The organism is Bradyrhizobium diversitatis (assembly GCF_016031635.1).
Taxonomy (GTDB): Bacteria; Pseudomonadota; Alphaproteobacteria; order Rhizobiales; family Xanthobacteraceae; genus Bradyrhizobium; species Bradyrhizobium diversitatis.
Window position 1 is genome coordinate 240,017 of sequence record NZ_JACEGD010000012.1, and the last position, 23,960, is coordinate 263,976.

The 23,960-nt window shown below is 63.9% G+C and carries 15 protein-coding genes and 1 pseudogene; 11 read left to right on the forward strand and 5 right to left on the reverse strand.

The window, feature by feature from the left end; translation table 11 throughout:
- Positions 1-24 precede the first annotated feature (24 nt).
- Complete coding sequence (locus tag H1B27_RS15250) at positions 25-1,551, reverse strand: permease (protein ID WP_197966605.1); 1,527 nt, start codon at positions 1,549-1,551, stop codon at positions 25-27.
- Positions 1,548-2,297 (reverse strand): ABC transporter ATP-binding protein, encoded by a 750-nt coding sequence (locus tag H1B27_RS15255; RefSeq protein ID WP_061881242.1) that lies wholly within the window; start codon positions 2,295-2,297, stop codon positions 1,548-1,550. Before H1B27_RS15255 ends, H1B27_RS15250 begins: the two co-directional genes overlap by 4 nt.
- 262 nt (positions 2,298-2,559) lie before the next feature.
- Here H1B27_RS15255 and H1B27_RS15260 point away from each other — a divergent pair, with 262 nt between their 5' ends.
- From H1B27_RS15260 to H1B27_RS15285, 6 genes are all read left to right on the forward strand, one after another.
- On the forward strand, positions 2,560-3,435 hold the full coding sequence (locus H1B27_RS15260; RefSeq protein WP_197966606.1) for a branched-chain amino acid ABC transporter permease: 876 nt from the start codon (positions 2,560-2,562) through the stop codon (positions 3,433-3,435).
- Between the two features lie 5 nt (positions 3,436-3,440).
- Entirely contained in the window at positions 3,441-4,592 is a 1,152-nt protein-coding gene (locus tag H1B27_RS15265) for a branched-chain amino acid ABC transporter permease (protein WP_061881103.1), read from the forward strand.
- Positions 4,589-5,347, forward strand: coding sequence for an ABC transporter ATP-binding protein (locus tag H1B27_RS15270; protein ID WP_061881102.1), 759 nt, complete (start codon positions 4,589-4,591; stop codon positions 5,345-5,347). Before H1B27_RS15265 ends, H1B27_RS15270 begins: the two co-directional genes overlap by 4 nt.
- Before the next feature lie 3 nt (positions 5,348-5,350).
- Entirely contained in the window at positions 5,351-6,139 is a 789-nt protein-coding gene (locus tag H1B27_RS15275; protein ID WP_197966607.1) for an ABC transporter ATP-binding protein, read from the forward strand.
- 95 nt (positions 6,140-6,234) lie between these two features.
- Positions 6,235-8,073 (forward strand): AMP-dependent synthetase/ligase, encoded by a 1,839-nt coding sequence (locus H1B27_RS15280; RefSeq protein ID WP_197966608.1) that lies wholly within the window; start codon positions 6,235-6,237, stop codon positions 8,071-8,073.
- A 139-nt stretch (positions 8,074-8,212) separates the two neighbouring features.
- The gene (locus H1B27_RS15285; RefSeq protein WP_197966609.1) at positions 8,213-9,412 is read left to right on the forward strand and encodes an ABC transporter substrate-binding protein; all 1,200 of its coding nucleotides are present in this window, start codon (positions 8,213-8,215) and stop codon (positions 9,410-9,412) included.
- A gap of 201 nt (positions 9,413-9,613) precedes the next feature.
- Here the strand turns inward: H1B27_RS15285 and H1B27_RS15290 are convergent, their stop codons facing one another.
- The gene (locus H1B27_RS15290; RefSeq protein ID WP_197966610.1) at positions 9,614-10,729 is read right to left on the reverse strand and encodes a lysozyme inhibitor LprI family protein; all 1,116 of its coding nucleotides are present in this window, start codon (positions 10,727-10,729) and stop codon (positions 9,614-9,616) included.
- Between the two features lie 94 nt (positions 10,730-10,823).
- On the reverse strand, positions 10,824-11,555 hold the full coding sequence (locus H1B27_RS15295; protein WP_197966611.1) for a transglutaminase-like cysteine peptidase: 732 nt from the start codon (positions 11,553-11,555) through the stop codon (positions 10,824-10,826).
- A 616-nt stretch (positions 11,556-12,171) separates the two neighbouring features.
- On the opposite strand from H1B27_RS15295, the pseudogene H1B27_RS41370 reads away from it, so the two are divergent.
- The 3 genes and pseudogenes from H1B27_RS41370 to H1B27_RS15305 all read left to right on the forward strand — a co-directional run.
- Positions 12,172-13,896 (forward strand): annotated as a pseudogene (locus tag H1B27_RS41370) (FecR family protein); the annotation flags it as partial.
- 597 nt (positions 13,897-14,493) lie between these two features.
- The gene (locus H1B27_RS41375; protein ID WP_446479873.1) at positions 14,494-16,632 is read left to right on the forward strand and encodes a VCBS domain-containing protein; all 2,139 of its coding nucleotides are present in this window, start codon (positions 14,494-14,496) and stop codon (positions 16,630-16,632) included.
- 148 nt (positions 16,633-16,780) lie between these two features.
- The gene (locus H1B27_RS15305; protein ID WP_197966612.1) at positions 16,781-19,012 is read left to right on the forward strand and encodes a CHASE2 domain-containing protein; all 2,232 of its coding nucleotides are present in this window, start codon (positions 16,781-16,783) and stop codon (positions 19,010-19,012) included.
- A 176-nt stretch (positions 19,013-19,188) separates the two neighbouring features.
- On the opposite strand, the gene H1B27_RS15310 is transcribed toward H1B27_RS15305, so the two are convergent.
- On the reverse strand, positions 19,189-20,784 hold the full coding sequence (locus H1B27_RS15310) for an ABC transporter substrate-binding protein (protein WP_197966613.1): 1,596 nt from the start codon (positions 20,782-20,784) through the stop codon (positions 19,189-19,191).
- A 199-nt stretch (positions 20,785-20,983) separates the two neighbouring features.
- On the opposite strand from H1B27_RS15310, the gene H1B27_RS15315 reads away from it, so the two are divergent.
- Entirely contained in the window at positions 20,984-22,645 is a 1,662-nt protein-coding gene (locus H1B27_RS15315) for an ABC transporter substrate-binding protein (protein WP_061881094.1), read from the forward strand.
- A 193-nt stretch (positions 22,646-22,838) separates the two neighbouring features.
- The gene (locus H1B27_RS15320) at positions 22,839-23,792 is read left to right on the forward strand and encodes an ABC transporter permease (protein ID WP_061881093.1); all 954 of its coding nucleotides are present in this window, start codon (positions 22,839-22,841) and stop codon (positions 23,790-23,792) included.
- Positions 23,793-23,960 lie beyond the last annotated feature (168 nt).

Below are 23,960 nucleotides of genomic sequence, written 5' to 3' on the forward strand. Positions count from 1 at the left end.
CAACAGCGCGTCAGTGTCGCACCTTCACGCCCGCCTGGGGCTGAACCTCCAGGTGGCGGCGACGAGGCTGGCTGTGATCAGGCCGCTGATGAGGCCGGCAAGTGGCAAAGCGAGCAGCAGTGCGGCGGTTGCGGCCCAGCCGATCGAGGAGAAGGCCTCGGCGAAGGTTGCAAGCCGCGAAGACGTCTGGCGGCGCCGGAATTGGCTGCGACGGGCCTGCACCCGGAACCAGAGCTGGATCGCGGTCGCCGAGGCCGCACTGATGATGATCGCGCCGGCGCTGATTGCCGCCTGGAATGGCGAGGCGAAGGCGAGCGCGGCGACCAGCGGGCAGAAGATCACGGCGATTGCGATCAGCACCACCTCGATCTTGGCGCGGATGACGCTGGACGACGTCAGCGGCGCGGTGGCGACGAGGTCGGGCGCGTCCTCGCCCGAGATCGTCAGCCAGGCGAGCCCGCCGGCAAGCTGTCCGGCCGCCATCACGATGACGGGTGTGATCAGCGTCAGCGCTGCGGAGCTGTCGGCAAAGTTGCGCCAGAGCAGGAGTGCCGGCGGCACCAGATAGAGCAGCTGCATCAACGTCTGCGAGATCAGCCAGGGGTCGCGCCACAGCAGCATGAATTCCTTGCGCCGCAGCGCCTGCTGGCGCGATCTGCCGCGGAACGGGCGCTCCTTCGCGCGGGCGCGGCCGGACGCGCCGTACGCCGCCGCATCGATCGCGGTGTCGGCGAAGCGGTGCGAGAAGATCGCCATCACGCTGCCGAGCAGCACCAGGGCGAGCGCGAGAAGCAGCAGCAACGACTCGGTGTCGCCCATGGTCGCCCGCGCCGGCCACCACCAGATGCTGTCCACGTCGGGCATGTAGGCGGCGAGGCTGCCCGAGGTCAGGATGGTGAAGCGCGACAGCGTGCCGTAGGACATGATCGCTGCGACCTGCAGCGCGATCACGAAGCCCGCGCCGATGATCGCGGCGAGGACCTGGGCGATCAGGCGCGTCCGCGCCGGGCCGACCAACCGGAACAGGAGAATGGTGACGGCGATCGCGATCGCCGCGGCCGACAGACCCATCGCAATGACGACGCCGAAGGCGGCAAGCCAGCGCGCGCCGCCGCCGATCACCAGCACGTCGATGAAGGGCGTCGAGAACAGCAGCGCCAGCACGGTGACGGTCAGCGCGATCGCGGCGATGCGGACCGAGAACAGATTGGCGAGCCGCGCCGGCGAGGACATGATCAGGTCGAGATCGGCCCGGGCGTAGAATACCCGCGTCACCGATTCGATCGCCTGCGACAGCATCAAGGTCCAGGCGAGGAAGATCGTCGCCGAAATCACGATCAGCGAGGATTTGTCGAGCGGCAGCTGCAGGCCGGCGAAACGGCCGATCACCGCCCAGGCCGGCAGGTGCAGCAGCGCGGCGAAGCAGAGCAGGCCGATGACGGCAGCGCGCGTCCGCTTGCGCCGGCCGCCCGTCATCATGGCGAGCCATTCGCGCCAGGCAAGCCGCAGCTCGTGACGGGCAAACCAGGACAGCGCGGTTGCCGAGCTCATGCCGCGACCTGAAGCGTCACCAGCGCGATGAAGAGATCTTCCAGGCTGGTGTCGGCATGACCGTTCTGCTGGCGCAGCTCGGCGAGCGTGCCTTCCGCGACCAGGCGACCGGAGGCGATGACGCCGATGCGGTCGGCCATGCGCTCGGCGACCTCGAGGATATGCGTGGTCATGATGACGGTGCAGCCGGCGCGGACACGCGCGCTGAGCAGGCCCTTGACGTGGCGCGCGGAGACGGCATCGAGCCCCGTCAGCGGCTCGTCGAGGATGATGAGGCGGGGATCGTGCACCAGCGCCCCTGCGAGAGCGACCTTCTGGCGCATGCCCTTGGAAAAACCCTCGCAACGCTCGTGGCGGTGCGGCTCGAGCCCGAGCGAGCCGAGCAGCTCTTGCGCCACCGGCTCCGAGGCCGCCGGAGCGATGCCCCAGAGCCCGGCGACGAATTCGAGATATTCGAGCGGCGTCAGCTTGTCGTAGATCATCGGCTCGTCGGAGACCCACGCCATCACCTGCTTGGCGGCGACGGGGTCTGCCAGCGCGTCGATGCCGAAGATCGAGACGGCGCCCGCATCGGGGCGCAGCAGGCCTGCAACCATGCGCAAAGTCGTGGTTTTGCCCGCGCCGTTGGGGCCGACCAGCGCGTAAAATTCTCCGGCGCGAATGGTGAGATCGAGGCTGTCCACCGCCAGACGGTCAAAACGCTTCGTTAACCCCAGGACTTCCAGCGCCGAGTTGTCCGGCTTCATGACGGCCACACCATCCGGTTTTGCATCGCCCGAGACCATGACCCGAAGATATTTCGGCACGGTGAATCACTTTGCCTCAAATTCCTCATCCGGGATCGACCAAAGGCAAGTCACCGTTTGTTGACAGCGCTTGATGGTTCAGGCTGAATTGGCGCCGGGACAAATGGCGCTAACGCAGCGAAACGACTGCGTAGCGACTGGACACAAGATGCGGCAAGGCGGTCGGGAAGAGCCGCGGGTTGCATCGGGAGGACACGCGTCGATGCTGGATTTTGTTCAGCAGCTGGTCAGCGGTGTTGCGCTCGGCTGCGTTTACGGCCTGATCGCGCTCGGCTTCGTGCTCGTTTACAAGGCTACCGAGGTGGTCAACTTCGCCCAGGGCGATCTGATGATGCTGGGTGGCTTCTTCGCCTTCACCTTCATCGGCATGATGGGCCTGAACTACTGGATCGGCTTTGCCGGTGCGGTGGCCGCGATGGCGCTGTTCGGCATGGTGGCGGAGCGCGTGGTGGTGCGGCCGATCCTCGGCTATCCGCAGTTCTCGATCATCATGGCGACGATCGGGCTGGGCTATTTCCTGCGCTCGGTCGCCGGCATGATCTGGGGCACCGACGACCTGAAGATCGAGACGCCGTTCAGCCGGGGCGTGCTGCGCATGGGCTCGCTGGTGCTCGCCTATGACAAGCTCTCGGTGATTGCGGCGACGATGATCCTGTGCGCGCTGCTCTGGCTGTTCTTCAACAAGACCATGCTCGGCACTGCGATGCGCGCCAGTTCCGAGAACATGCTGGCAGCCTACTATATGGGCATTCCGGTCAAGCGCGTGGTGTCGGTCGTCTGGGCGATCAGCGCGGCGGTCGCGACCTGTGCCGGCGTGCTGCTGGCGCCGATCACCTTCATCCACTCCAATGTCGGCCTCGTGCTCGGCCTGAAGGCATTTCCCGCCGCCGTGCTCGGCGGCTTCGGCTCTATCCCCGGTGCAGTGGTCGGCGGCGTCCTGATCGGGGTGATCGAGAGCATGGCTGGCTTCTACCTGCCGGAGGGCTGGAAGGACGTCGCGCCCTATGTCGTGCTGCTGACGGTGCTGCTCCTGAAGCCCGAAGGCCTGTTCGGCCTCCACGTCCGCAAGAAGGTCTGAACGCCATGCGCTTCATGTTCAAGACCGATTATGAAGACGATATCAGGCTGTTTCCGCATTCGGGCTACGTCGTCACCTACGGCGTTCTGCTCGCCCTGTTGTTGATCGCACCGCATGTGCTGTCCAGCTATCTGATGAGCCAGCTCGTCTTCGTCTGCATCTATGCAATCGTGGGCGTGGCGCTCTTGATCCTGACCGGCTTCACCGGCCAGGCTTCGCTCGGGCACGCCGCGTTCCTCGCGATCGGGGCCTACACCGCGGCGTACTTGCAGAAGTACAACGTGCCGTTCCCTGTCTACTTCCTCGCCGCCGGGCTGTTGACCGGTATCATCGGCGCCATGGTCGGCTTTCCGGCGCTGCGCCTCACCGGCATCTATCTCGTCATCGCCACCATCTCGTTTGCTCTGATCGTCGAGGAGATCCTGGCGCGCTGGGAGAGCGTGACCCACGGCAACGAGGGCATGCGGGTCAAGACGCTGTCGCTGCTCGGCGTCGCGGTGCCGCGCGACAGCCCGACCTTCTATTACCTCTGTCTTGCCGTGCTGGTGCTGACCATCGTCGGCACGCTCAATCTGCTGCGCTCGCCGACCGGCCGCGCCTTCGTCGCGATCCGCGACAGCGAGACGGCAGCGCGCAGCATGGGCGTCAATGTCGCGCTCTACAAGGTGAAGTCCTTCGCCATCTCGGCGGCGATCACCGGCTTTGCCGGGGTGCTGTTCGCGCACAAGCTCTCCTTCATCTCGCCGGAGATGTTCACGCTGCAGCTCTCGATCGAGTTCATCATCGTGATCCTGATCGGCGGCACTTTCAGCCTGCACGGAGCGGTGCTGGGCGCGATCTTCATCGTGATGATCGATCCGTTCCTGACCTATCTCAAGGACGACATGCCCGGCATCATCGCCGGCATTGCCGCGACCTTCGGTGCCGGCACGGCCACTGCGGGCAATATCCAGTCGAGCGTCGCGGCTTTCGCATCGCTCAACGGCCTGAAAGGCGCGATCTACGGCATCATCATCGTGCTGTTCGTCTTGTTCGAACCTCTCGGGCTCTACGGCCGCTGGCTGAAGATCAAGCTCTTCTTCCAGCTGTTCCCGCTCTACAAGCGCGCCACCTTCAAGCGGCAGAAGATCTATGTGAAGTCGGAGCGCAATCGATGAGCTATTTCCGCGCCGAGAACCTGTCGCTGCATTTCGGCGGCCTCAAGGCCGTCGATGCGGTCTCGTTCGCGGTCGAGAAGGGCGAGATCCTCTCGATCATCGGGCCGAATGGCGCCGGCAAGAGCTCGATCTTCAACCTGATCTCGCGGATCTACCGGCCGACCTCGGGCCGCATCCTTTTCGAAGACCAGGACATTACCGAAGAGCCGCCCTATGACATCGCCAGGCTCGGCATCGCCCGCACCTTCCAGAACATCGAGCTGTTCGAGAATGCGACCGTGTTGTCGAATCTCCTGGTCGGCCGTCATCGCCATTCCACGACCCAGCTCTGGCAGGAGCTGCTGTTCCTGCCGAGCGTGCGGGCCAACGAGAAGGTGCACCGGCGCCGGGTCGAGCAGGTCATCGAATTCCTCGATCTCGAACCCTATCGCGACAAGCTGATCTCCGGCCTGCCCTACGGCGTGCGCAAGGTGATCGAGCTGGCGCGCGCGCTGTGCTCGGAGCCGAAACTGATCCTGCTCGACGAACCGTCCTCCGGCCTCAATGTCGAGGAAACCGACGATATGTCGTTCTGGATCCGCGACCTGAAGAACGAGCTTGGCGTCACCGTGCTGATGGTCGAACACGACATGTCGCTGGTCAATCGCGTCTCCGATCGGGTCATCGCGCTGAACTACGGCCGGGTGCTGGCGATGGGCTCGCCCGCCGAGGTGCAGCAGCACCCCGACGTCGTCGCCGCGTATCTGGGAGCCTGACCGATGGATGCCGCCACGACACCGGACACCATCCTGAAGCTCTCCAACGTCGAGAGCTATTACGGGCCGATCATGGCGATCCGGGGCATCTCGCTGGAAGTGCCGCGCGGCCGAATCGTCACGCTGCTCGGGGCGAACGGAGCCGGCAAGACCACGGTGCTGAAGACCATCTCGGGCATCCTCGATCCGCAGAAGGGCGCGATCGAGTTCATGGGCAAGCCGATCCAGCGCATGGAGGCCGACCGCATCGTGCGGCTCGGCCTCAGCCACGTGCCGGAGGGGCGCGAGGTGTTCCCGTTCCTCTCCGTGCGCGAGAACCTGATGATGGGCGCCTATCCGCGCAAGGACCGGGACGGCGTTGCGGAGGATCTGGAGCGCGTCTACGGCTATTTCCCGCGGTTGAAGGAGCGCATCAACCAGCCGGCAGGCCAGCTCTCCGGCGGCGAGCAGCAGATGCTCGCGATCGGACGCGCCCTGATGAACCGGCCGACGCTCCTGCTGCTCGACGAGCCCTCGCTCGGCCTGTCGCCGCTGCTGGTGAAGGAGATCTTCACCATCATCCGCAGGGTCAACGAGGAGCAGGGCATGTCGATCCTCTTGGTCGAGCAGAACGCCAAGGTGGCGCTGGAGACGGCACATTACGGCTATGTGCTGGAGATCGGCCGCATCGTGATGAACGACAGCTGCGACCGCTTGATGCATTCCCAGGACATCCAGGAGTTCTACCTTGGCGCCAAGGAAGCGGGCGCGCGAGGCGAGCGGCGCTGGAAAAAGAAGAAGACGTGGCGGTGAGGAAGAGCTGGCAGTAAGATGAGCTTGCCATCCGCAACAGAGACCGCCGGCAAGGCAGGCAGCGGAGGCTGGCGACAAGGAGGGAGGAGAGGCGCATGGCCCGACCGGCGGTGCTGACGGTCGCTGATACGATCGCGAAGAGCTTCCTGCGCGCCGCCGAGACGCGGGGCGACAGGCCGGCGATCCGCGAGAAGAAGTTCGGCATCTGGCAGCCGACGAGCTGGCGCGAATGGCTGGAAATCTCGAAGGAGATCGCCTACGCGCTTCGCGCGATCGGCTTCATGCCCGGCGACGTCGCCTCCATCGTCGCCAACGCCGTCCCGGAATGGGTCCATGCCGACATGGGCATCCTGTGCGCCGGCGGCGTCTCCTCCGGAATCTATCCGACCGATTCCGCGTCCCAGGTCGAGTATCTCGTCAACGATTCCCGCACCAGGGTGATCTTCGCCGAGGATGAGGAGCAGCTCGACAAGATTCTCACCTGCCGCGCACGCTGTCCGTCCCTGCAGAAGATCATCGTGTTCGACATGGAGGGCCTCAGCGGCTTCTGCGATGACATGGTGCTGTCGCTCGACGAGCTTCGCGCGCTCGGCCGCAACCACATGGTCGGCCGCGAAGAGCTGTGGCGGGAGATGATCGACAGCCGCGGCGCCGGCGATCTCGCCATCCTCGTCTATACGTCCGGCACGACCGGTCCGCCCAAGGGCGCGATGCACGCCAACCGCAGCGTCACGCATCAGATGCGCCATGCCAACGACTTCATCCCGGCGCGAGAGGACGAAGACCGGTTGATCTTCCTGCCGCTCTGCCATGTCGCCGAGCGCATCGGCGGCTATTACATCTCCGTCGCGCTCGGCTCGGTGATGAATTTCGCCGAGAGCCCGGAAACCGTCCCGGACAATCTGCGCGAAGTGCAGCCGACCGCCTTTCTGGCGGTGCCGCGGGTCTGGGAAAAGTTCTATTCCGCCATCACCATCGCGCTGAAGGACGCGACGCCGCTGCAGCAATGGGTCTATCGGCGCGCGATCGGCATCGGCTACCGCATGGTCGAGTGCCGGCTCGAGGGCAGGGCACCGCCGCTGTCGCTGCGGATCGCCAACCGCATCGCCTACCAGGTCGCGTTCCGCAACATTCGCCGCATGATCGGGCTCGATCGTTGCCGCATCGCGTTCACCGGCGCGGCGCCGATCGCACCGGAGCTGATCCGCTGGTATCTGGCGCTCGGAATCGACATGCACGAGGTCTACGGCCAGACCGAGAATTGCGGGGTCGCCACCATGATGCCGGCGGGCAGGATCAAGCTCGGCTCGGTCGGCACCGCGGTGCCCTGGGGCGAGGTCGCGCTGTCGCCCGACGGCGAGATCCTGATCAAGGGCGACTTCCTGTTCATGGGCTACCTGAACCAGCCGGAGAAGACGGCCGATACCATCGATCCGCGCGGCTGGCTGCATACCGGCGACGTCGGCACCATCGACAACGAAGGCTTCGTCCGCATTACCGACCGGATGAAGGACATCATCATCACCTCCGGCGGCAAGAACATCACGCCGTCCGAGATCGAGAACCAGCTCAAATTCTCGCCCTACATTTCCGACGCCGTGGTGATCGGCGACAAACGGCCGTATCTCACCTGCCTCGTGATGATCGACCAGGAGAACGTCGAGAAGTTCGCCCAGGATCACGACATCCCCTTCACCAATTACGCCAGCCTGTGCCGGGCGAGGGAAATCCAGGACCTGATCTGGCGCGAGATCGAACAGGTCAACGGCAATTTTGCCCGTGTCGAGACCATCAAGAGGTTTCATCTGATCGAGCGCCAGCTCACCCCCGAGGACGAGGAGCTGACGCCGACCATGAAGCTGAAGCGCGGCTTCGTGAACAAGCGCTACGCCGCCGAGATCGAGGCGATGTATCGCGAGCGTGCAGTGGCGTGACGCATGCGCATGCCCCGGAAAAGTGGGAACCGGTTTTCCGAGAAGGGCATGCGCAAAAAGGAAAGTCCCATTCGAGAAAGCGAAGGAGCCGTGGCCCTCGCCCTTCGTCCAACACGGGCCTTTAGGAGAGGAGACGTCAATGTCGAGATCGTTCAGCGCATTCGGCCTTGCTGTGGGTGCCGTGGCGCTTACCTGTCTGCCGGCCGCAGCGCAAACCAAGGTCACCAACGATGGCATCTCGGCAACCGAGATCGTCATCGGCACCCACCAGGATCTGTCGGGTCCGATCAAGGGTTGGGGCGTGCCGGTCTCCAACGGCATGAAGATGGCGGTCGAGGAGGTTAACGCCGCCGGCGGCATCAACGGCCGCAAGATTCGCCTGGTGGTCGAGGACAGCGGCTACGATCCGAAGAAGGCCGTGCTGGCCTCGCAGAAGCTGATCGAGCGCGACAAGATCTTCGCGATGGTTGGGCCGATGGGATCGCCTACCGTGCTCGCCGCGCAGGATATCCTGCTCGACGCCGGCGTGCTGCAGCTGTTTCCGCTGACGGCGGCCGAGTTCACCTTCAAGTTCGATCCCGCCAAGCCGCAGGAGCGGTTGAAGTTCAACAACCTCCTGCCCTACGTCGAGAGCACGCGGGCGGCGCTGAAATACATGATTGAGGCAAAGAACTTCAAGAAGCCCTGCATCATGCATCAGGACGACGAGTACGGAAAGAACGTGCTCGATGGTTTTAACCAGCAGCTCGCCGCCATGAAGGTGCAGCCGGCCTCGATCACGAGCTACAAGCGCGGCGCCTCCGACTTCTCGGCGCAGGTCGCCAAGATGAAGTCCGACGGCTGCGACCTCGTCGTGCTCGGCGCGGTCCTCCGTGAGCCGATCGGCACCATGAGTGAAGCGAAGAAGCTCGGATGGGACGTCACCTTCCTCGGCGCCACGCCCGTTAACGTGCTCGAAGTGCCGGCGCTCGGCAAGGAAGTGGTGGAGGGCTTGTATTCCGCTTCGAACTTCGAAATTCCCTATGAAGACACCGCGAAAGGAAAGGTGAAGGACTGGCTCGTCCACTACAAGAAGATGTTTGGTACCGACGCCAACACCCAGGCCATCATCGGCTACAACGCGGTGATGACGTTCGCGCATTATGCCAACAAGGCTGGCAAGGATCTCACTGGCCAGAAGATGCTCGACGCGCTGGAGTCCGGCGACAAGTTCCAGGACATCTTCAATTCGCCGCCGACGGTGTTCTCGAAGACCAACCATCTCGCCACCACCATCACCCAGGTGCAGCAGGTCAAGAACGGCCGCTGGGTGCTGATCAAGGACAATCTGATGTTTTGATGCTTCTCTTGCGGAGAACTCGGTGTACCCTCTCCCCTTGCGGGAGAGGGTGGATCGCCGCAAAAGCGGCGAGCCGGGTGAGGGGTATCTCTCCTCACGAACGGTCTTGTGAGCGGAAAGAACCCCTCATCCGCCGCGCTGCGCGCGCCACCTTCTTCCACAAGGGGAGAAGGAAGAAAGAGCCGCGCGCGGCGAGAAGGCCTACGATCCCCCGCCTGCGGTGCCCGAGCTCACCGGGGCGAGCTCGTCTTCCCGGCAGCGCCAACCGTCGGCGGCTTTCACGAAGGCGAACGTCCGCTGGATCCTGAGCCGGCGCGTAACGTTGAAGGCTTCTGCGGAGCGCTCCTTGTTGCCGGCTGCCGGTTGCGGACGCCCCGTCCTCGCGTTCCAGCAGGTGCCGGTGCAGGTGGAGGCGATCTTGCTGCACATGGTGAAGGGCGCCAGCACGGCCATCTCGATTTCGCCGGTGACCTGCGCCTCCTGCTCGGTCACTTGGCTGTCGATGGCGTAGACGCGGTTGATGCGCAGGAAGTTGCCGCAGGAGTTGGCCGCATGGATGCGCGCGGCGCAGAAATCCACCGCGTCGGTGTCGGGTGAGCGGGCCGCGACCTGCCGGCCGAACACCTTCTTGGGGTCACCCTTTGCCGCGCGGATTTCATCCGTCTTGCGCTTCAAATGATCGGCGAGACAGTCCTCCGCGGATTCGAGCTCTTGCAGCGGCACGTTCTCCTTGCCGACCAGATTGCATCTGCGGTCGCGCTCTCGCGTCCACCTTCCATATTCGGCGAAGGCAAAGCGGGCCGCGGTCGGGTCCAATTTGCCGATCAGGCCGAGCGCCTGGCCGTTGAGCTCGGTTTCGGCGAGCGCCAGCGACGGGTCCGCGCAGATCAGCGCGCCCGCTGCGGTGCTGGCCGCGAGGCAGTCGAAATCAGGATCGCGCACGATCGCGGCGCGCTCCTCGGTCACCTTGAGCAGACACGCCTTCACCCGGTCGAAATCGTCAGGGCGGATTGCGGTCTGGCCGACGATGCCGCAGCCGAGATTGCGCTGACGGATCCAGATCGCATTCTCCTCGATGGCAGGCAGGCGATCGGGTAGGCGGGCGAGCCGCGCCTCGATCGCCGTGCTCAGCTTCTCGGCGGCGGCGGCCAGCTCGGCGTCACCGCAGAATAATTGGTTGCCGGGATCGCGAATCTGCTGGCAGTTGTTCTTGGCAAACAGCGGCAGCCTGTCGGCGATCGAGCGTTCGGATTGGGCGGAGGCGGGCGCCGACGGCAATGCCAGCAGCGCAAGCACAGACAGCACGATCAATCGCATTCCGGTCGCCCCGCATGGAAATCAGCATGCTAGCGTCTGGGATCGCGCGGCGAAATGGCTTTGTGGTGGGGCTGAATCCGACCTGCGAGAAGGATCAACGCGCCTCGGCGGCCGCGATCGAGACTCGCACGGGCTCGTCGACATATTTCATCACGGCCGACTGATAGAGCACGAACAGCGGTTGATAGCTCCGCTCGGCGTCGTCCTCGACCATCGCCATGCGGCGATTGTCGAGCATCAGCCAGTGGCCGTCGAGCCGGGCAGCAGCAATCGCGTGCTCCTCGCCGGCGCGGGCGTCGCGCACCACGAGGATGCGCAGGTCTTCGGGAGGAATGCCCGCCAGCCGCAGCGCGGCCAGCTTGGCGATGGCATAGTCTTCGCAATCGCCGGCACCGCGCGCGAAGGTCGCGAGCGGCGAGCTCCAGACATCGTCGGTGCCGTCGTTGGCGGCGTGGATGGCGAGATTGATGGCGCGGTTGGTCTCGCCGAGGCGCGCACGGCCATCGCGTGCGCGGGCCTGGTCGACGATGGCGAGCAGCTTCAGAGCCGCGGGCGAGACGCAATTGTCCCGGTCGCCGTCGCACAGCGCAAGCTGCACCATGTCGTCGTCGAGCTTGTCCTTCAGCGTGGACCATTTCTGCTGGAGGCTGCCGGATGAGATGGCGAAGGCGAACACGCCGAACGGTTCGGCGGATTTGCGTACGAGGACGCCGGCGCCGGGCGACAGCAGTGTGCCGGCGCGAAGCTCGGCGGCCGATCCGAGCAGGATCAAGCCGCATAAGATCAGGATTGCGCGCCAAGCGCGCGAGCGAGCAGCGGTCTCCATCTGACATCCCCTTCCCAGGCTTCGCGAGATCTCCCTCGATCTCGACGTGCCGGGCTGTGTTGCTTTCCTGGAGATAGTGCGAGGCGGGCCGTTTTGTTCTGCTTAACGCGCCCGGCAGCGGTCCCAAAACCGTGGGACAGGCTGAAGCAGGCCTGCCCAAATTGCCTAAAATTTTACGATCCCGAGGCTAGGAGGGCGCTGCTGTGATATGGATCCCGTTGCAGGCAGGCGTTGCAAGGTGGCTGATTCTGCGTCCTATGGCTAACAGCGCGCTATTTCACGGGTTCTGTTAGCTAGGTCACAGATCTAGTTCCATATTTGGCGCAGGATATTGCAGGGCATCATGCAATGAAGATGACGCAAGTATCTCTTTGACCAATTTTACAGTGAACGACTTGGGATGATGGGAAATGCGTGCATCTAAGCTCAATTCGACTTCAGAATGCTTGGCGTATTACTTCAGCTTCTCTGGGAGGGCGCCGGCCTGCGGGGCTCTTATGGCCAAGTGACGCGAAATCACACAAGCAAATAGATGGTTTCGCCAAGGACTTGGTAATGCTAAGCAAGCTTAGGCAATTGATACTTACCTAAATTTTAACCCTTTGCGGTGCCCCGGTTGAATTACGCTGGCAAATTCGACGCCGCGACGTCCTTGGACGGCCAGGTTTCCGGTACGTCCGGCCTCGTCCATGCCGATTCTCTTGCGGCCAAGCCCTTCATCGCAAAGGGACATGGCCATGTGCCTGATGGCGCGTTCGTTGTTCCCGACCCCAACCTGATCTTCAACGGCGAGTTCAAGCGCGCCGGCCTCGATCTCGTGCTGTCCCACGAAGGTCAGGAGTTCGTGGTTCACGATTATTTCAGGGGCGAAAAGCGCGCCGCGGTCGCCTCGCCCGACGGAGCCCACCTCACCGGCGACATCGTCAATGCCCTCACCGGCCACGTCCAGGTTGCCCAGGCCGCGCCCGGCGCCGCTGCGGCCCAGGTCATCGGCCACGTCACGAAGCTCTCCGGCAGTGCGACCGCGATTCGCAACGGCGTCTCGGTCATCCTGAACAACGGCGACAATGTCGAGAAGGGCGACGTGGTCTCGACCGGCGCCGATTCGACGCTCGGCATCACCTTCATCGACGGCACCGTATTCGGCCTGTCCTCCAATGCGCGGATGGTGCTGAACGAGATGGTCTACGACCCCAACGGGTCGAGCAACTCCTCGCTGCTCAGCCTGGTTGCGGGCACCATCACCTTCGTCGCCGGCGAGACCGCCAAGCATGGCGACATGAAGGTCGACACGCCGGTCGCCACCATGGGCATCCGCGGCACGGCAGTGCTGACCCAGATCAACTTCGTCGTTCCCGCCGGCGGCGGCGATCCGCAGCCGCAGGCGAGCTTCCAGGTGCTGGTCGAGCCGAACGGCACGACCGGCTCCTACATCCTGTTCGACAAGATCACGCTGCTGCCGATCGCGACGGTCAACCAGGCCGGCCAGATGATCCAGATCAGCGGCGGCAACGTCTCGATCGGCAATGCGCTGATGTCGCCGGAAATTCAGAAGCTGATCACGGACGTGTTCACGCTGAAATTCACCGACAACAACACCAACACCAAGCTGACCACGAACTTCACCGACACGATCACGCCGATCAGCCTGGACTTCGCGTTCAAGTCGGGGTCCGGCACCGCCGCAATCGCGACATTCGTCACTATCAGTGCGCCGCAACGCGACGGCTCCGGCAATTCAACGCAGCAGGCCACCCGTGTTCCCGGCCAGCCGATCGTGCAAAGCTTCGACGCCGGCGGGAATCTGAAGACGGCCTTCGCGCTGACTGAGCGCGCGGGCATGACGGGCGACACGACGGCCGATACTGTTACCGGCCTGATCAGATTCGTCGATCAAAACCTCGGCGACCGGCCGACGGTGTCGGTGAGCCTCGCCGAAGCGCCGAACTACGTCTACAAGAGCGCCGGCCAGCAGGACGTTACCGGCTCGCTCACCGAGCTCCAGAAGCACGGCATCGCAGCGACGCAGATCCAGATCAGCGTCGTTGCCGACCCCGCCAACGAGAACAACGGATCGGCGGTCTGGACCTACACGATCCCCGACAAGGTCTTCGACTTCCTCGCGGCCGGCGAAACCCTGACGCTGACCTACATGGTGCGGGTCGACACCAATTTCGTGGTGAATCCCGAGTCCAGGTTCATCCCGATCACCATCACGATCACGGGGACGAACGACAAGCCTACCGTTGCGACGTCGGGTGGCACCGTCATCGAGCAGGTCGGGACCGGTAACGAGGCTCTGGACGTCATCACCGGCACGGTCACCTTCACCGACGTCGATCTGACGGACCGGCCGATCGTGAGCGCTGAGCTCTCGTCGACCCAGCCGTTCAAATATCTCGATGCCGAAGGCAATGACATCACCGCCACGCTGACGCCGCAGCAACTCGCCGCGATCGCAGCCGTCAAGGTGCCGCTGACGGTGGTGCAGGGTGCAGGGAACGGCAACAACGGCTCGGCCACCTGGACCTACAGCGTTCCCGACCATCTCTTCGACTTCCTTGCCGAGGACGAGAAGCTGATCCTCAATTACGTGGTGCAGGTCGATGACGGGCACGGCGGCATTGTCAGCACGCCGCTCACGGTTTCCATCAATGGTGCCGACGTCAATGTCGAGGGCACCAACGACGTGCCGACGATCATCGAGGACGACACGACCTCGACCGGCGCGGTGACCGAGGATGCGGCAACCCTGACGGCGAACGGCACCATCACCTTCAACGATCCCGATCTCACGGACACCCACACCGCAAGCTTCGAGCTGAAGTCGACGAATTCGAGCGCGCATCTACCCGGCTTCAGCAGCGGGACCTCGCATATCGGCACGTTCGCGCTGACGGCGGTGAGCGAGAGCCCGGGCGTCAGCTCCCGTGGATCGGTGGGCTGGACCTTTACGATCGACGACAACGATCCGGTGCTCCAGTCGCTGGCCGAAGGCCAGACCATCACCCAGGTCTATACCGTGACGGTCGACGACCATCACGGAGGGACGGTCACCAAAGACGTCACGGTCACCATCACCGGCACCAATGACGCGCCGACCATCACGAGCGGCGCAGACGCCGCGACGGGGAGCGTCACTGAGGACGCCTGCGCAATGTTATCGATCGACGGGACGCTGGCGATCCAGGATCTCGACCTGATCGATATCCACACGGCGGAAGCCGTCTTCAAATCGTCCACGTCGAGCGTTCAGCTTCCGGGCTTCGCCACGGGCACGCCGCTCGGCACCTTCTCGATCGACTGCGCGGTTGACGAGTTCAACACCGACACCGACAACAGCGCGACGCTGGGCTGGCATTTCACGCTCGACAACAGCAATGCGGTGCTGCAGTCGCTGGCCGAAGGGCAGACCATCACCCAGGTCTACACGATCACGTTCACCGACAGTAACGGTGCCGAGGTCTCTCAGGATGTGACCGTCACGATCAACGGCGCCAACGACGCGCCGACCATCACCAGCAGTGCCGAAGATGCTACTGGAGCGGTGACGGAGGATGCCAGTGCGACGTTGGCGATCTGCGGGACGCTGGCGATCCAGGATCTCGACCTGATCGATACCCACACGGCGGAAGCCGTGTTCAAGTCGTCGTCCGTCAGCTCGCCTCTACCGGGATTCGGCGCCGATTCGAACATCGGCGCCTTCACGATCGACTGCGCGGTTGCCGAGCTCAACACCGACACTGACAACAGTGCGGCGCTGGGCTGGCATTTCACGCTCGACAACAGCAATCCGGTGCTGCAGTCGCTGGCGCAGGGGCAGTCGATCACCCAGGTCTACACCGTCACGTTCACCGACGATCATGGCGCCCAGGTCTCTCAGGACGTGACGGTCACGATCAACGGCGTGAACGACGCGCCGACGCTCGGCAACGTCACGCTGGCTGCGATCGCCGGTAACGAGAGCGACCCGAGCGGAGCTGCGCTCGCCGATCTCTTTGCGAACAAGTTCCAGGACGCCGATATCGGCGCGACCTTCAAGGCCATCGCCGTGACGTCGGATGCGGCCGCCGCTGCGCAGGGCACCTGGCAGTACGCGCTGGCCGGTACGCATCAATGGGTCGATATCGGATCGGTCAGCGACACGACCGCGCTGGTGCTGAGCCCCGATACGCTGATCCGGTTCGTGCCAGCCAATGGCTTTTCCGGGACGCCGGGCACGCTGGGAGTCCACGCACTCGACGACACCTATACCGGCGCCATCACGACTGATCTGTCGATGGCGACGATTGATCTTTCGGTCACCGGCACCGGCGGCAAAACTCCAGTCTCGCAGGATATCACCACCATTGGCACGGAAGTGACTGCTCCCGCCGGCGGCCCGATTATCGACACCCAGAGCTTCCAGGTCGAGCACATCGCCGAGAACAGCAACGACATCATCACCGATCTTGTCGTCATCGACACCGATTCAGGCGCAGCGGCGGACACTTTCACAGTCACGCTGTCGACCGCGCATCCGGACATCAGCAGCGTTAGTGTTTATCCGACGACGGGCTCGCTTGATCAAATCAACACTGGCCTCGCCAGCGGCGCCGGCGTCGCCTACGACCCGACAGGCGCCAGCACCGATGATTACCCGCAGCCGCCCGCGACCGACCGGATCACGCTGACCGTCGCCGACTCAGCCGGCCACTCCGACACGGTCAACTTCATCTTCGTCGAGGGAGCGAGCAGCCAGGATATCACTCTTGCGGGCGCCGACGGCAAGGACGTCATTTTCGCGACGGAGTCGAGTGACACGCTGATTGGTGGTGGTGCCAAGGACCAGTTCGTGTTCGCGCCGACGTCGTCGCAGACCGCGGTTCAGCACACCGTCGATGATTTCGAGTTCGGTCTAGACAAGATCGACCTGCGGCAGTTCGGCGGCATCAGCTCCCTTAGTGAGCTTACGCCGACCGAGCAGAACGGCGGCACGTTGCTCACGCTGGATACCCACGAGACGATCCTGCTCAAGAATGTCGCCGTCGCAAATCTCCAATCCAGCGATTTTATCTTCGGTACCCACAACGCCTAGTGGATGCTGGCCGTGATCTCAATGTCCGCTTGCATCTTACGGCGGTAAAAAAATCCGGAATCGTCAGCATCCAGGGAATAGCCAAGTGCTTGCCGACGCTCCATGATCGGCGCGCCCGGCGTGTTGCGAGGCGGGAAGTCCGATCGAAATGAAACGTCTCAAGATCCTGCGGCGGTGGTTTGCGCGGAAGCTTGGCTTTGCCCGGCTGATGTGCCTTGCGCTGCTGGTTCTGTTTGCCGGCGTTCGCCTCTGGGATCCGCCGCCGATCCAGGAATTGCGGTTGCGCACCTTCGACATGTTCCAGCTGATCGATCCGCGCCACAAGACGGCGCGGCCGGTCACCATCGTCGACATCGACGACAAGAGCCTCGCCAAGCTCGGCCAGTGGCCGTGGCCGCGGACGCGGATCGCCGATATGATCCAGAACCTCACCAGCAACGGCGCGGTGGCGATCGGCTTCGACGTGGTGTTTTCTGAGCCCGACCGGCTCAATCCGGATCTGGTCGCGGGCCAGATGCGCTCTCTCGACGATGCCACCCGCGCCAAGCTGCGCGAGCTGCCGACCAACGACCAGATTCTCGCCGATGCGATCAAGCGCTCGCGCGTGGTGCTGGGCGAGACCGGACAGTCGGCGATCTCCTCTGAGATCGACAAGTCGCTGCCTTTCACCGGCATCGCGATGGTTGGTGAGGAGGGCGCCGAGCGCTTCCTGTTCGAATTCCCCGGCCTGCTCCGCAACGTGCCGGTCATCGAGAAGGTCGCGGCCGGCCGCGGCCTGTTCTCCATCAAGACCGAGCGCGACGGCCTGATCCGCCGCGTGCCGATGGTGATGCGCGCCCAGGGCAACATCATGCCCTCGCTGAGCCTCGAGATTCTGCGCGTCGCCACGGGCACACCGACGCTGCTGATCCGGACCGACAAGACCGGCGTGAGGGCCATTCGCCTCAAGGGCGCCGAGATTCCGACCGACAAGAACGGTCAGCTCTGGGTGCACTATGCGCGCCAGGACCCCTCGATCTACGTCTCGGCGGCCGACGTCCTCGACAACACCGTCCCGCCCGCCAGGCTCGCCGGCAAGCTGGTGCTGGTCGGCACTTCCGCGGTCGGGCTCAACGACATCAAGACCACGCCGGTGTCCTCGACCATGCCCGGGGTCGAGATCCATGCCCAGGTGCTCGAGAGCCTGCTGAGCGGCGCGGTGATCTCCCAGCCGAACTACGCGCTCGGCGTCGAATTGATCGCCGCGCTCGTCATCGGCCTGCTCGTCATCATCTTCACCCCGAATCTCGGGCCGGTGCGCCTCGTGCTCGCCGGTGCGACCTTCGCGGGGATTCTGGTCGGCACGTCCTGGTTCTTCTACGCGCAGTACCGCTACCTGATCGACTTCACCTATCCGCTGCTCTCGACCACGGCGATCTATCTGACGCTGATCTTCGCCAGCTTCGTGCGCGAGCAGCGCCAGCGCGTGCAGATCCGCGGCATGTTCGCGCAATACATGTCGCCGGTGCTGGTCGAGCAGCTGGCGCAGTCGCCGGAAAAGCTCGTGCTCGGCGGCGAGGAGCGCGAGATGACGATCATGTTCTCCGACGTGCGCGGCTTCACCACGATCTCCGAGAGCTACAAGCACGATCCGCAAGGGCTGATCGCGCTGATGAACCGTTTCCTGACGCCGCTGACCGACGTGATCATCGAGCGCAAGGGCTACATCGACAAATACATGGGCGACGCCATCATGGCGTTCTGGAACGCGCCGCTCGACGATGCCGAGCATGAGGTCAATGCCTGCGAGGCCGCGATCCAGATGCTGGAACAGATCGACATGGTGAACAAGGAGCGCGAACAGGAAGCGGCCGACGGCGGCCACGTCTACATCCCGCTCAACGTCGGCATCGGTCTCAACACCGGTATCGGCGTCGTCGGCAACATGGGCTCCGACCTGAAGAAGAACTATTCGGTGCTTGGCGACAGCGTGAACCTGGCCTCGCGCCTGGAAGGGCAAACCAAGGAATACGGCTTTCCGATCATCGTGGGATCCAGGACCGCGCTCGCGGCCAAGGAGAAGTTCGCGATCCTCGAGCTCGACTTCATCATGGTCAAGGGCAAGACCGAGCCGGAGGTGATCTACGCCATCGCCGGCCGCGAGGACGTGATGCATTCGGGCGCGTTCCAGCGCCTGCGCAACATCACCATCGAGATGCTCGGCTGCTACCGGAGCCGCAACTGGCAGGGCGCACTGGACGCGATCGAGCGCGGCCGCCGCAGCGAGGACGCCGACACGCTTGAGAAGCTGTTCAGGCTCTACGAGGCGAGGATCAAGGATTTCCAGCTCAATCCACCGCCGGAGGGCTGGACCGGCGCGTATGCGCTGCTGACGAAGTAGTGGTCACACACTCGCTGTCGTCCTGGGCAAGCGCGCCTAAGGCGCGCGCCGATCCGGGCGGCGCGAGATCGGCAAGCGCGAGTCTTCGCCAAACATCTTCCTGTGGCTGGGTCCCGGGCTCGCGACTATGTCGCGCCCCGGGACGACAGTGGTGTTTGCGGAAGCAGGGCGTCCCCTCACTCCACCCCGATCGTCGTCAGATCCTGGAACCAGTGCTGCGCCTGCACGAATTGCTTGATCTTCGGTGACAGCGCGTGCGGGTTGGTGTCGTGAACCACCCAGACCAGCGCGGCATCGTCCACGATCAGCGCATGCGCCTGGGCCAGCAATGCGTCCTGCTTGGCGCTGTCGAAGGTCTGCTTGGCCTCGTCGATCAGCGCATCCACCTTCGGGTTCTTGTAGCCGCCCCAGTTGACGCCGACCGGCGCGATCTGCCCGGAGTGGAAGAAGCGGACGATGGCGTAGAGCGGGTCGGAGGTGACATAGGCGATGTTGTTGGCGGTGATGCCGGCGTTCATCTCGTCGGCCGCGCCCTTGCGCCAATGCGTATAGAGCGTCTCCAGTTCGACCACCTTGAAGTCGATGTCGATGCCGATCTCCTTGAAGCTCTGCTGCAGGAATTCGTTCATCGGCAGCGACAGCATCTGGCCGGTGCCGCCTTGCGCAATGATGAAGGTGGTCTTGAGCGGCTTCGCCTTGGAGTAGCCGGCCTCCTCGACCAGTTTTTTCGCGGCGGCGAGATCATACTTCAATTCGAAGCTGGGCTTGCCGAACCACGGGCTCGACGGGTCAACCTGGCCCTTGGCTGGCTTGGCGAGGCCATTCATCAGGCCGACCACCGCCTCGCGATCGATCGCAAGGTTGAGCGCCTTGCGCAGGCGGATGTCGGTCCAGGGCGAGCCGGGCAGCACGCTGAGATGATAATTCCAGACATGCGGCGTGACGTTGTCGACGAGCTTCATGCCGGCCGCTTTCAGCTGCGGCACGGCATCCGGCGCTGGCGTCTCGATCAGGTCGACTTGTCCCGCAAGCAACGCATTGGTGCGCGTCAACGCTTCCGGCATCGGCACCAGCACGATCTTGTCGACCTTCGGAATCCGCTTCTTGTTCCAGTAGTCGGGGTTCTTGGTCAGCTCGGCGAGTTCGCGCGGCACCAGCTTGGTCAATTTGAATGGGCCGGTGCCCGAGGGCTGGCTCGCGAACTTGTCCCAATCCTTGCCGAGCTTTTCATACTGCGCCGGGCTCGACACCAGGAACCACAGCATCTGATACGGGAAGAAGGAGTCGACCGTCTTGGTGGTGATCTCCACGGTGAAGTCGTCGATCTTGGCGTAACTGGCGACGGAGGGCAGGCGGGTCTTCACCTGCGCGCTCTGCCGCTTGTCGAATTGCGGCGCCTTGTCGTTGAGCACCTTGTCCAGATTCCAGATCACCGCATCGGCGTTGAACTCGCTGCCGTCGTGAAACTTCACACCCTTGCGAAGCGTGAAGCGCCACTTGGTCTTGTCGGCATCGTCGACTTTCCATTCGGTGGCGAGGCCCGGCACCAGCTTGCCGGGGCGATCGGCGACGTCCATCTCCCAGGCGACCAGGGGATCGTAGATCGTGTAGGCCGTGAATTGGTAGGCGCCGGCGCCGCGATCGGGCTGGCCTGTCGTCAGCGGGATGTCCGCCATCGAGATGCCGTAACGCACCACCGTTTCGGCGCGCGCCGAGATTGCGGAAACTGCCAGCGCAAGCACGGCGAGACAGGTCGACAGACGAATACGCATGAATCAAAGCTCCAGGGAGGATCTGGGGCCGAGCTTGCAATCTTGATGCCAGAATAGGCAGCGCGCCGATTTCGCCGGTGCGTCATCACAAGTACTTGTCGTCCCGAGGGCAATTTGCAGAATAAGTTTCTCCTTGGCATAGCCATTGCATACGAGTGCATCAAAATTAATCATCGAAAGCCGGAGAAGGACTGAGGCGATGCTTATCAAGAAGAACAAGACCCGCGCGGCGCTGATCGTGCTGTTGGCGCTCGGGAGCGTGGCCGCATGGCCGCGCGCGGTCAGTGCCGAGACCGTGCTGCGCATCGGCATGACCGCTGCCGATATTCCGCGCACCCTGGGTCAGCCCGATCAGGGCTTTGAAGGCAATCGCTTCACCGGCCTCACCATGTACGACGCGCTGACCGGCTGGGACCTGTCCTCTGCCGACAAGGCGAGCGTGGTGATCCCCGGTCTTGCCACCGAGTGGAAGGTCGACGATGCCGACAAGACCAAGTGGGTGTTCAAGCTGCGCCCCGGCGTCACTTTCCATGACGGCTCGCCGTTCAATGCCGATGCCGTCGTGTGGAACGTCGAAAAGGTGCTGAAGCAGGACGCGCCGCAATTCGACGCCAGCCAGGTCGGCGTCACCGCCTCGCGCATGCCGACGCTGGCCTCGGCGAAGAAGATCGACGACATGACGGTCGAGCTCACCACCAAGGAGCCCGACAGCTTCCTGCCGATCAACCTCACCAATTTGTTCATGGCGAGCCCGGCGAAGTGGCAGGCCTTCTACGACAAGGCCGAAGGCGCCGATGCCAAGGCGAAGTCGCAGGCCGCCTGGACGGCGTTCGCCAAGGACGCCTCGGGCACCGGCCCGTGGAAGATGTCGAGCTTCACGCCGCGCGAACGGCTTGAGCTGGTCAAGAACGCGAACTATTGGGACAAGGCGCGCGTGCCCAAGATCGACAAGATGGTGCTCCTGCCGATGCCGGAGGCGAATGCGCGCACCGCAGCGCTGCTCTCGGGCCAGGTCGACTGGGTCGAGGCGCCGGCACCCGACGCGCTGCCCGAGCTCAAGCAGCGCGGCTTCAAGCTCTACGCGAACGAGCAGCCCCACGTCTGGCCGTGGCAATTCTCGCGCGTCGAGGGCTCGCCCTGGAACGACATCCGCGTGCGCAAGGCGGCGAACCTCTGCGTCGATCGCGAAGGCCTCAAGGACGGCCTGCTTGCGGGGCTGATGGTGCCGGCGACCGGCACTTTCGAGCCCGGCCATCCCTGGCGCGGCAAGCCGACCTTCGAGATCAAGTATGACAAGGCGGCAGCGCAGAAGCTGATGCAGGAAGCTGGCTTCGGTCCCAACAAGAAGCTGACGGTCAAGACGCAGACGTCCGCGTCGGGCTCGGGACAGATGCAGCCGCTGGCGATGAACGAATATCTCCAGCAGGCGCTGGCCGAATGCTATTTCGATGTGAAGCTCGACGTCATCGAGTGGAACACGCTGTTCACCAACTGGCGCCGCGGCGCCAAGGACCCCTCGGCCAACGGCTCGAATGCGACCAACGTCACCTACGCGGCGATGGACCCGTTCTTCGCGCTAGTGCGCTTCCTGCAGTCGGGCATGGCGCCGCCGGTTTCGAACAATTGGGGCTTCATCAACAACCCCAAATTCGACGAGCTGGTGAAGAAGGCGCGCCAGACCTTCGATCCCGCCGCACGTGATGCCGCGCTCGCCGAACTGCATGCGGCCTCCGTCGACGATGCGGCCTTCCTCTACGTCGCCCACGACGTCGGCCCGCGCGCGATGAGCCCGAAGGTGACGGGCGTCGTGCAGCCGAAGAGCTGGTTCATCGACTTCTCGCCGGTGTCGATCAAGCAGTAATTCGCGCCGCGTACTCGCTGCACCCTCTCCCCCTGTGGGAGAGGGTGGCTTCGCTTTAGCGAAGCCGGGTGAGGGGTCTCTCTCCACGGATACCTCTCTCGCGTTCGTAAAGACTGTGTCCGCGGCCAGAACCCTCATCCGGCGCTTCGCGCCACCTTCTCCCACAAGGGGAGAAGGGAAGAAAAGAGACAACGTGCTCACCTATATCGCCCGACGCATCGTCTATGTCGTCCCCATCGTCATCAGCGTGGCGCTGGTGTGCTTCCTGCTCGTGCACATCACGCCGGGCGATCCGCTCGTCGCGGTGCTGCCCGCCGATGCCTCGCAGGAGCTAGCCGCGCAGCTCCGCGCCGCCTATGGCTTCGACCGGCCGCTGCCGGTGCAGTTCGGCCTGTGGCTCTTGCGCGCGCTGCATGGCGATCTCGGCAATTCCATCGCGACCGGACGCCCCGTGCTCGCCGAGGTCATGCGTGCGGTCGGCAACACCGTCACGCTCGCGATTGCCGCGGCCATCATCGGCTTCACGATGGGCATCCTGCTCGGCTTGATCGCCGGCTATTTTCGCGAGACCTGGATCGACAAGGTCGCGACGTCCTTTGCCATCGCCGGCGTCTCCGTGCCGCATTACTGGCTCGGCATGCTGCTCGTCATCATCTTCTCGGTTCAGCTGAACTGGCTGCCCGCCGTCGGCGCCGGGCCCGGCGGCTCCAATTCCTGGGCCTGGGATTGGGCGCATCTGAAATATCTCGTGCTGCCGGCGATCACGACATCGGTGATTCCCATGGGCATCGTCACCCGCACGGTGCGTGCCCTCACCGGTGACATTCTCTCGCAGGACTTCGTCGAAGCCTTGCGGGCCAAGGGTCTGCACGAGCGCGGCGTATTCCGCCACGTCGTCAAGAACGCCGCGCCCACTGCGCTTGCCGTGATGGGTCTTCAGCTCGGTTACATGCTCGGCGGCTCGATCCTGATCGAGACCGTATTCTCCTGGCCGGGTTCGGGCTTCCTGCTCAACTCGGCAATCTTCCAGCGCGACCTGCCGCTGCTGCAAGGCACGATCCTGATCCTCGCGCTGTTCTTCGTGTTCCTCAATCTGCTGGTCGACATCGCCCAAGCCGCGATCGACCCGCGCATCAAGCGGGGCTAGAAGATGGGATCGAGCCCAGCTATCGCCGCGAAAACAGTGCGCTCCCTCCCCCGCGAGCGGGGGAGGGTCGGGGAGAGGGTGGCTCCTCAATCGAGAACCCCCAAGAGGAGGAAGCCCTCACCCGGCGCGCGGGACGATGCTTCGCATCGCCCGGAGCGCCGACCTCTC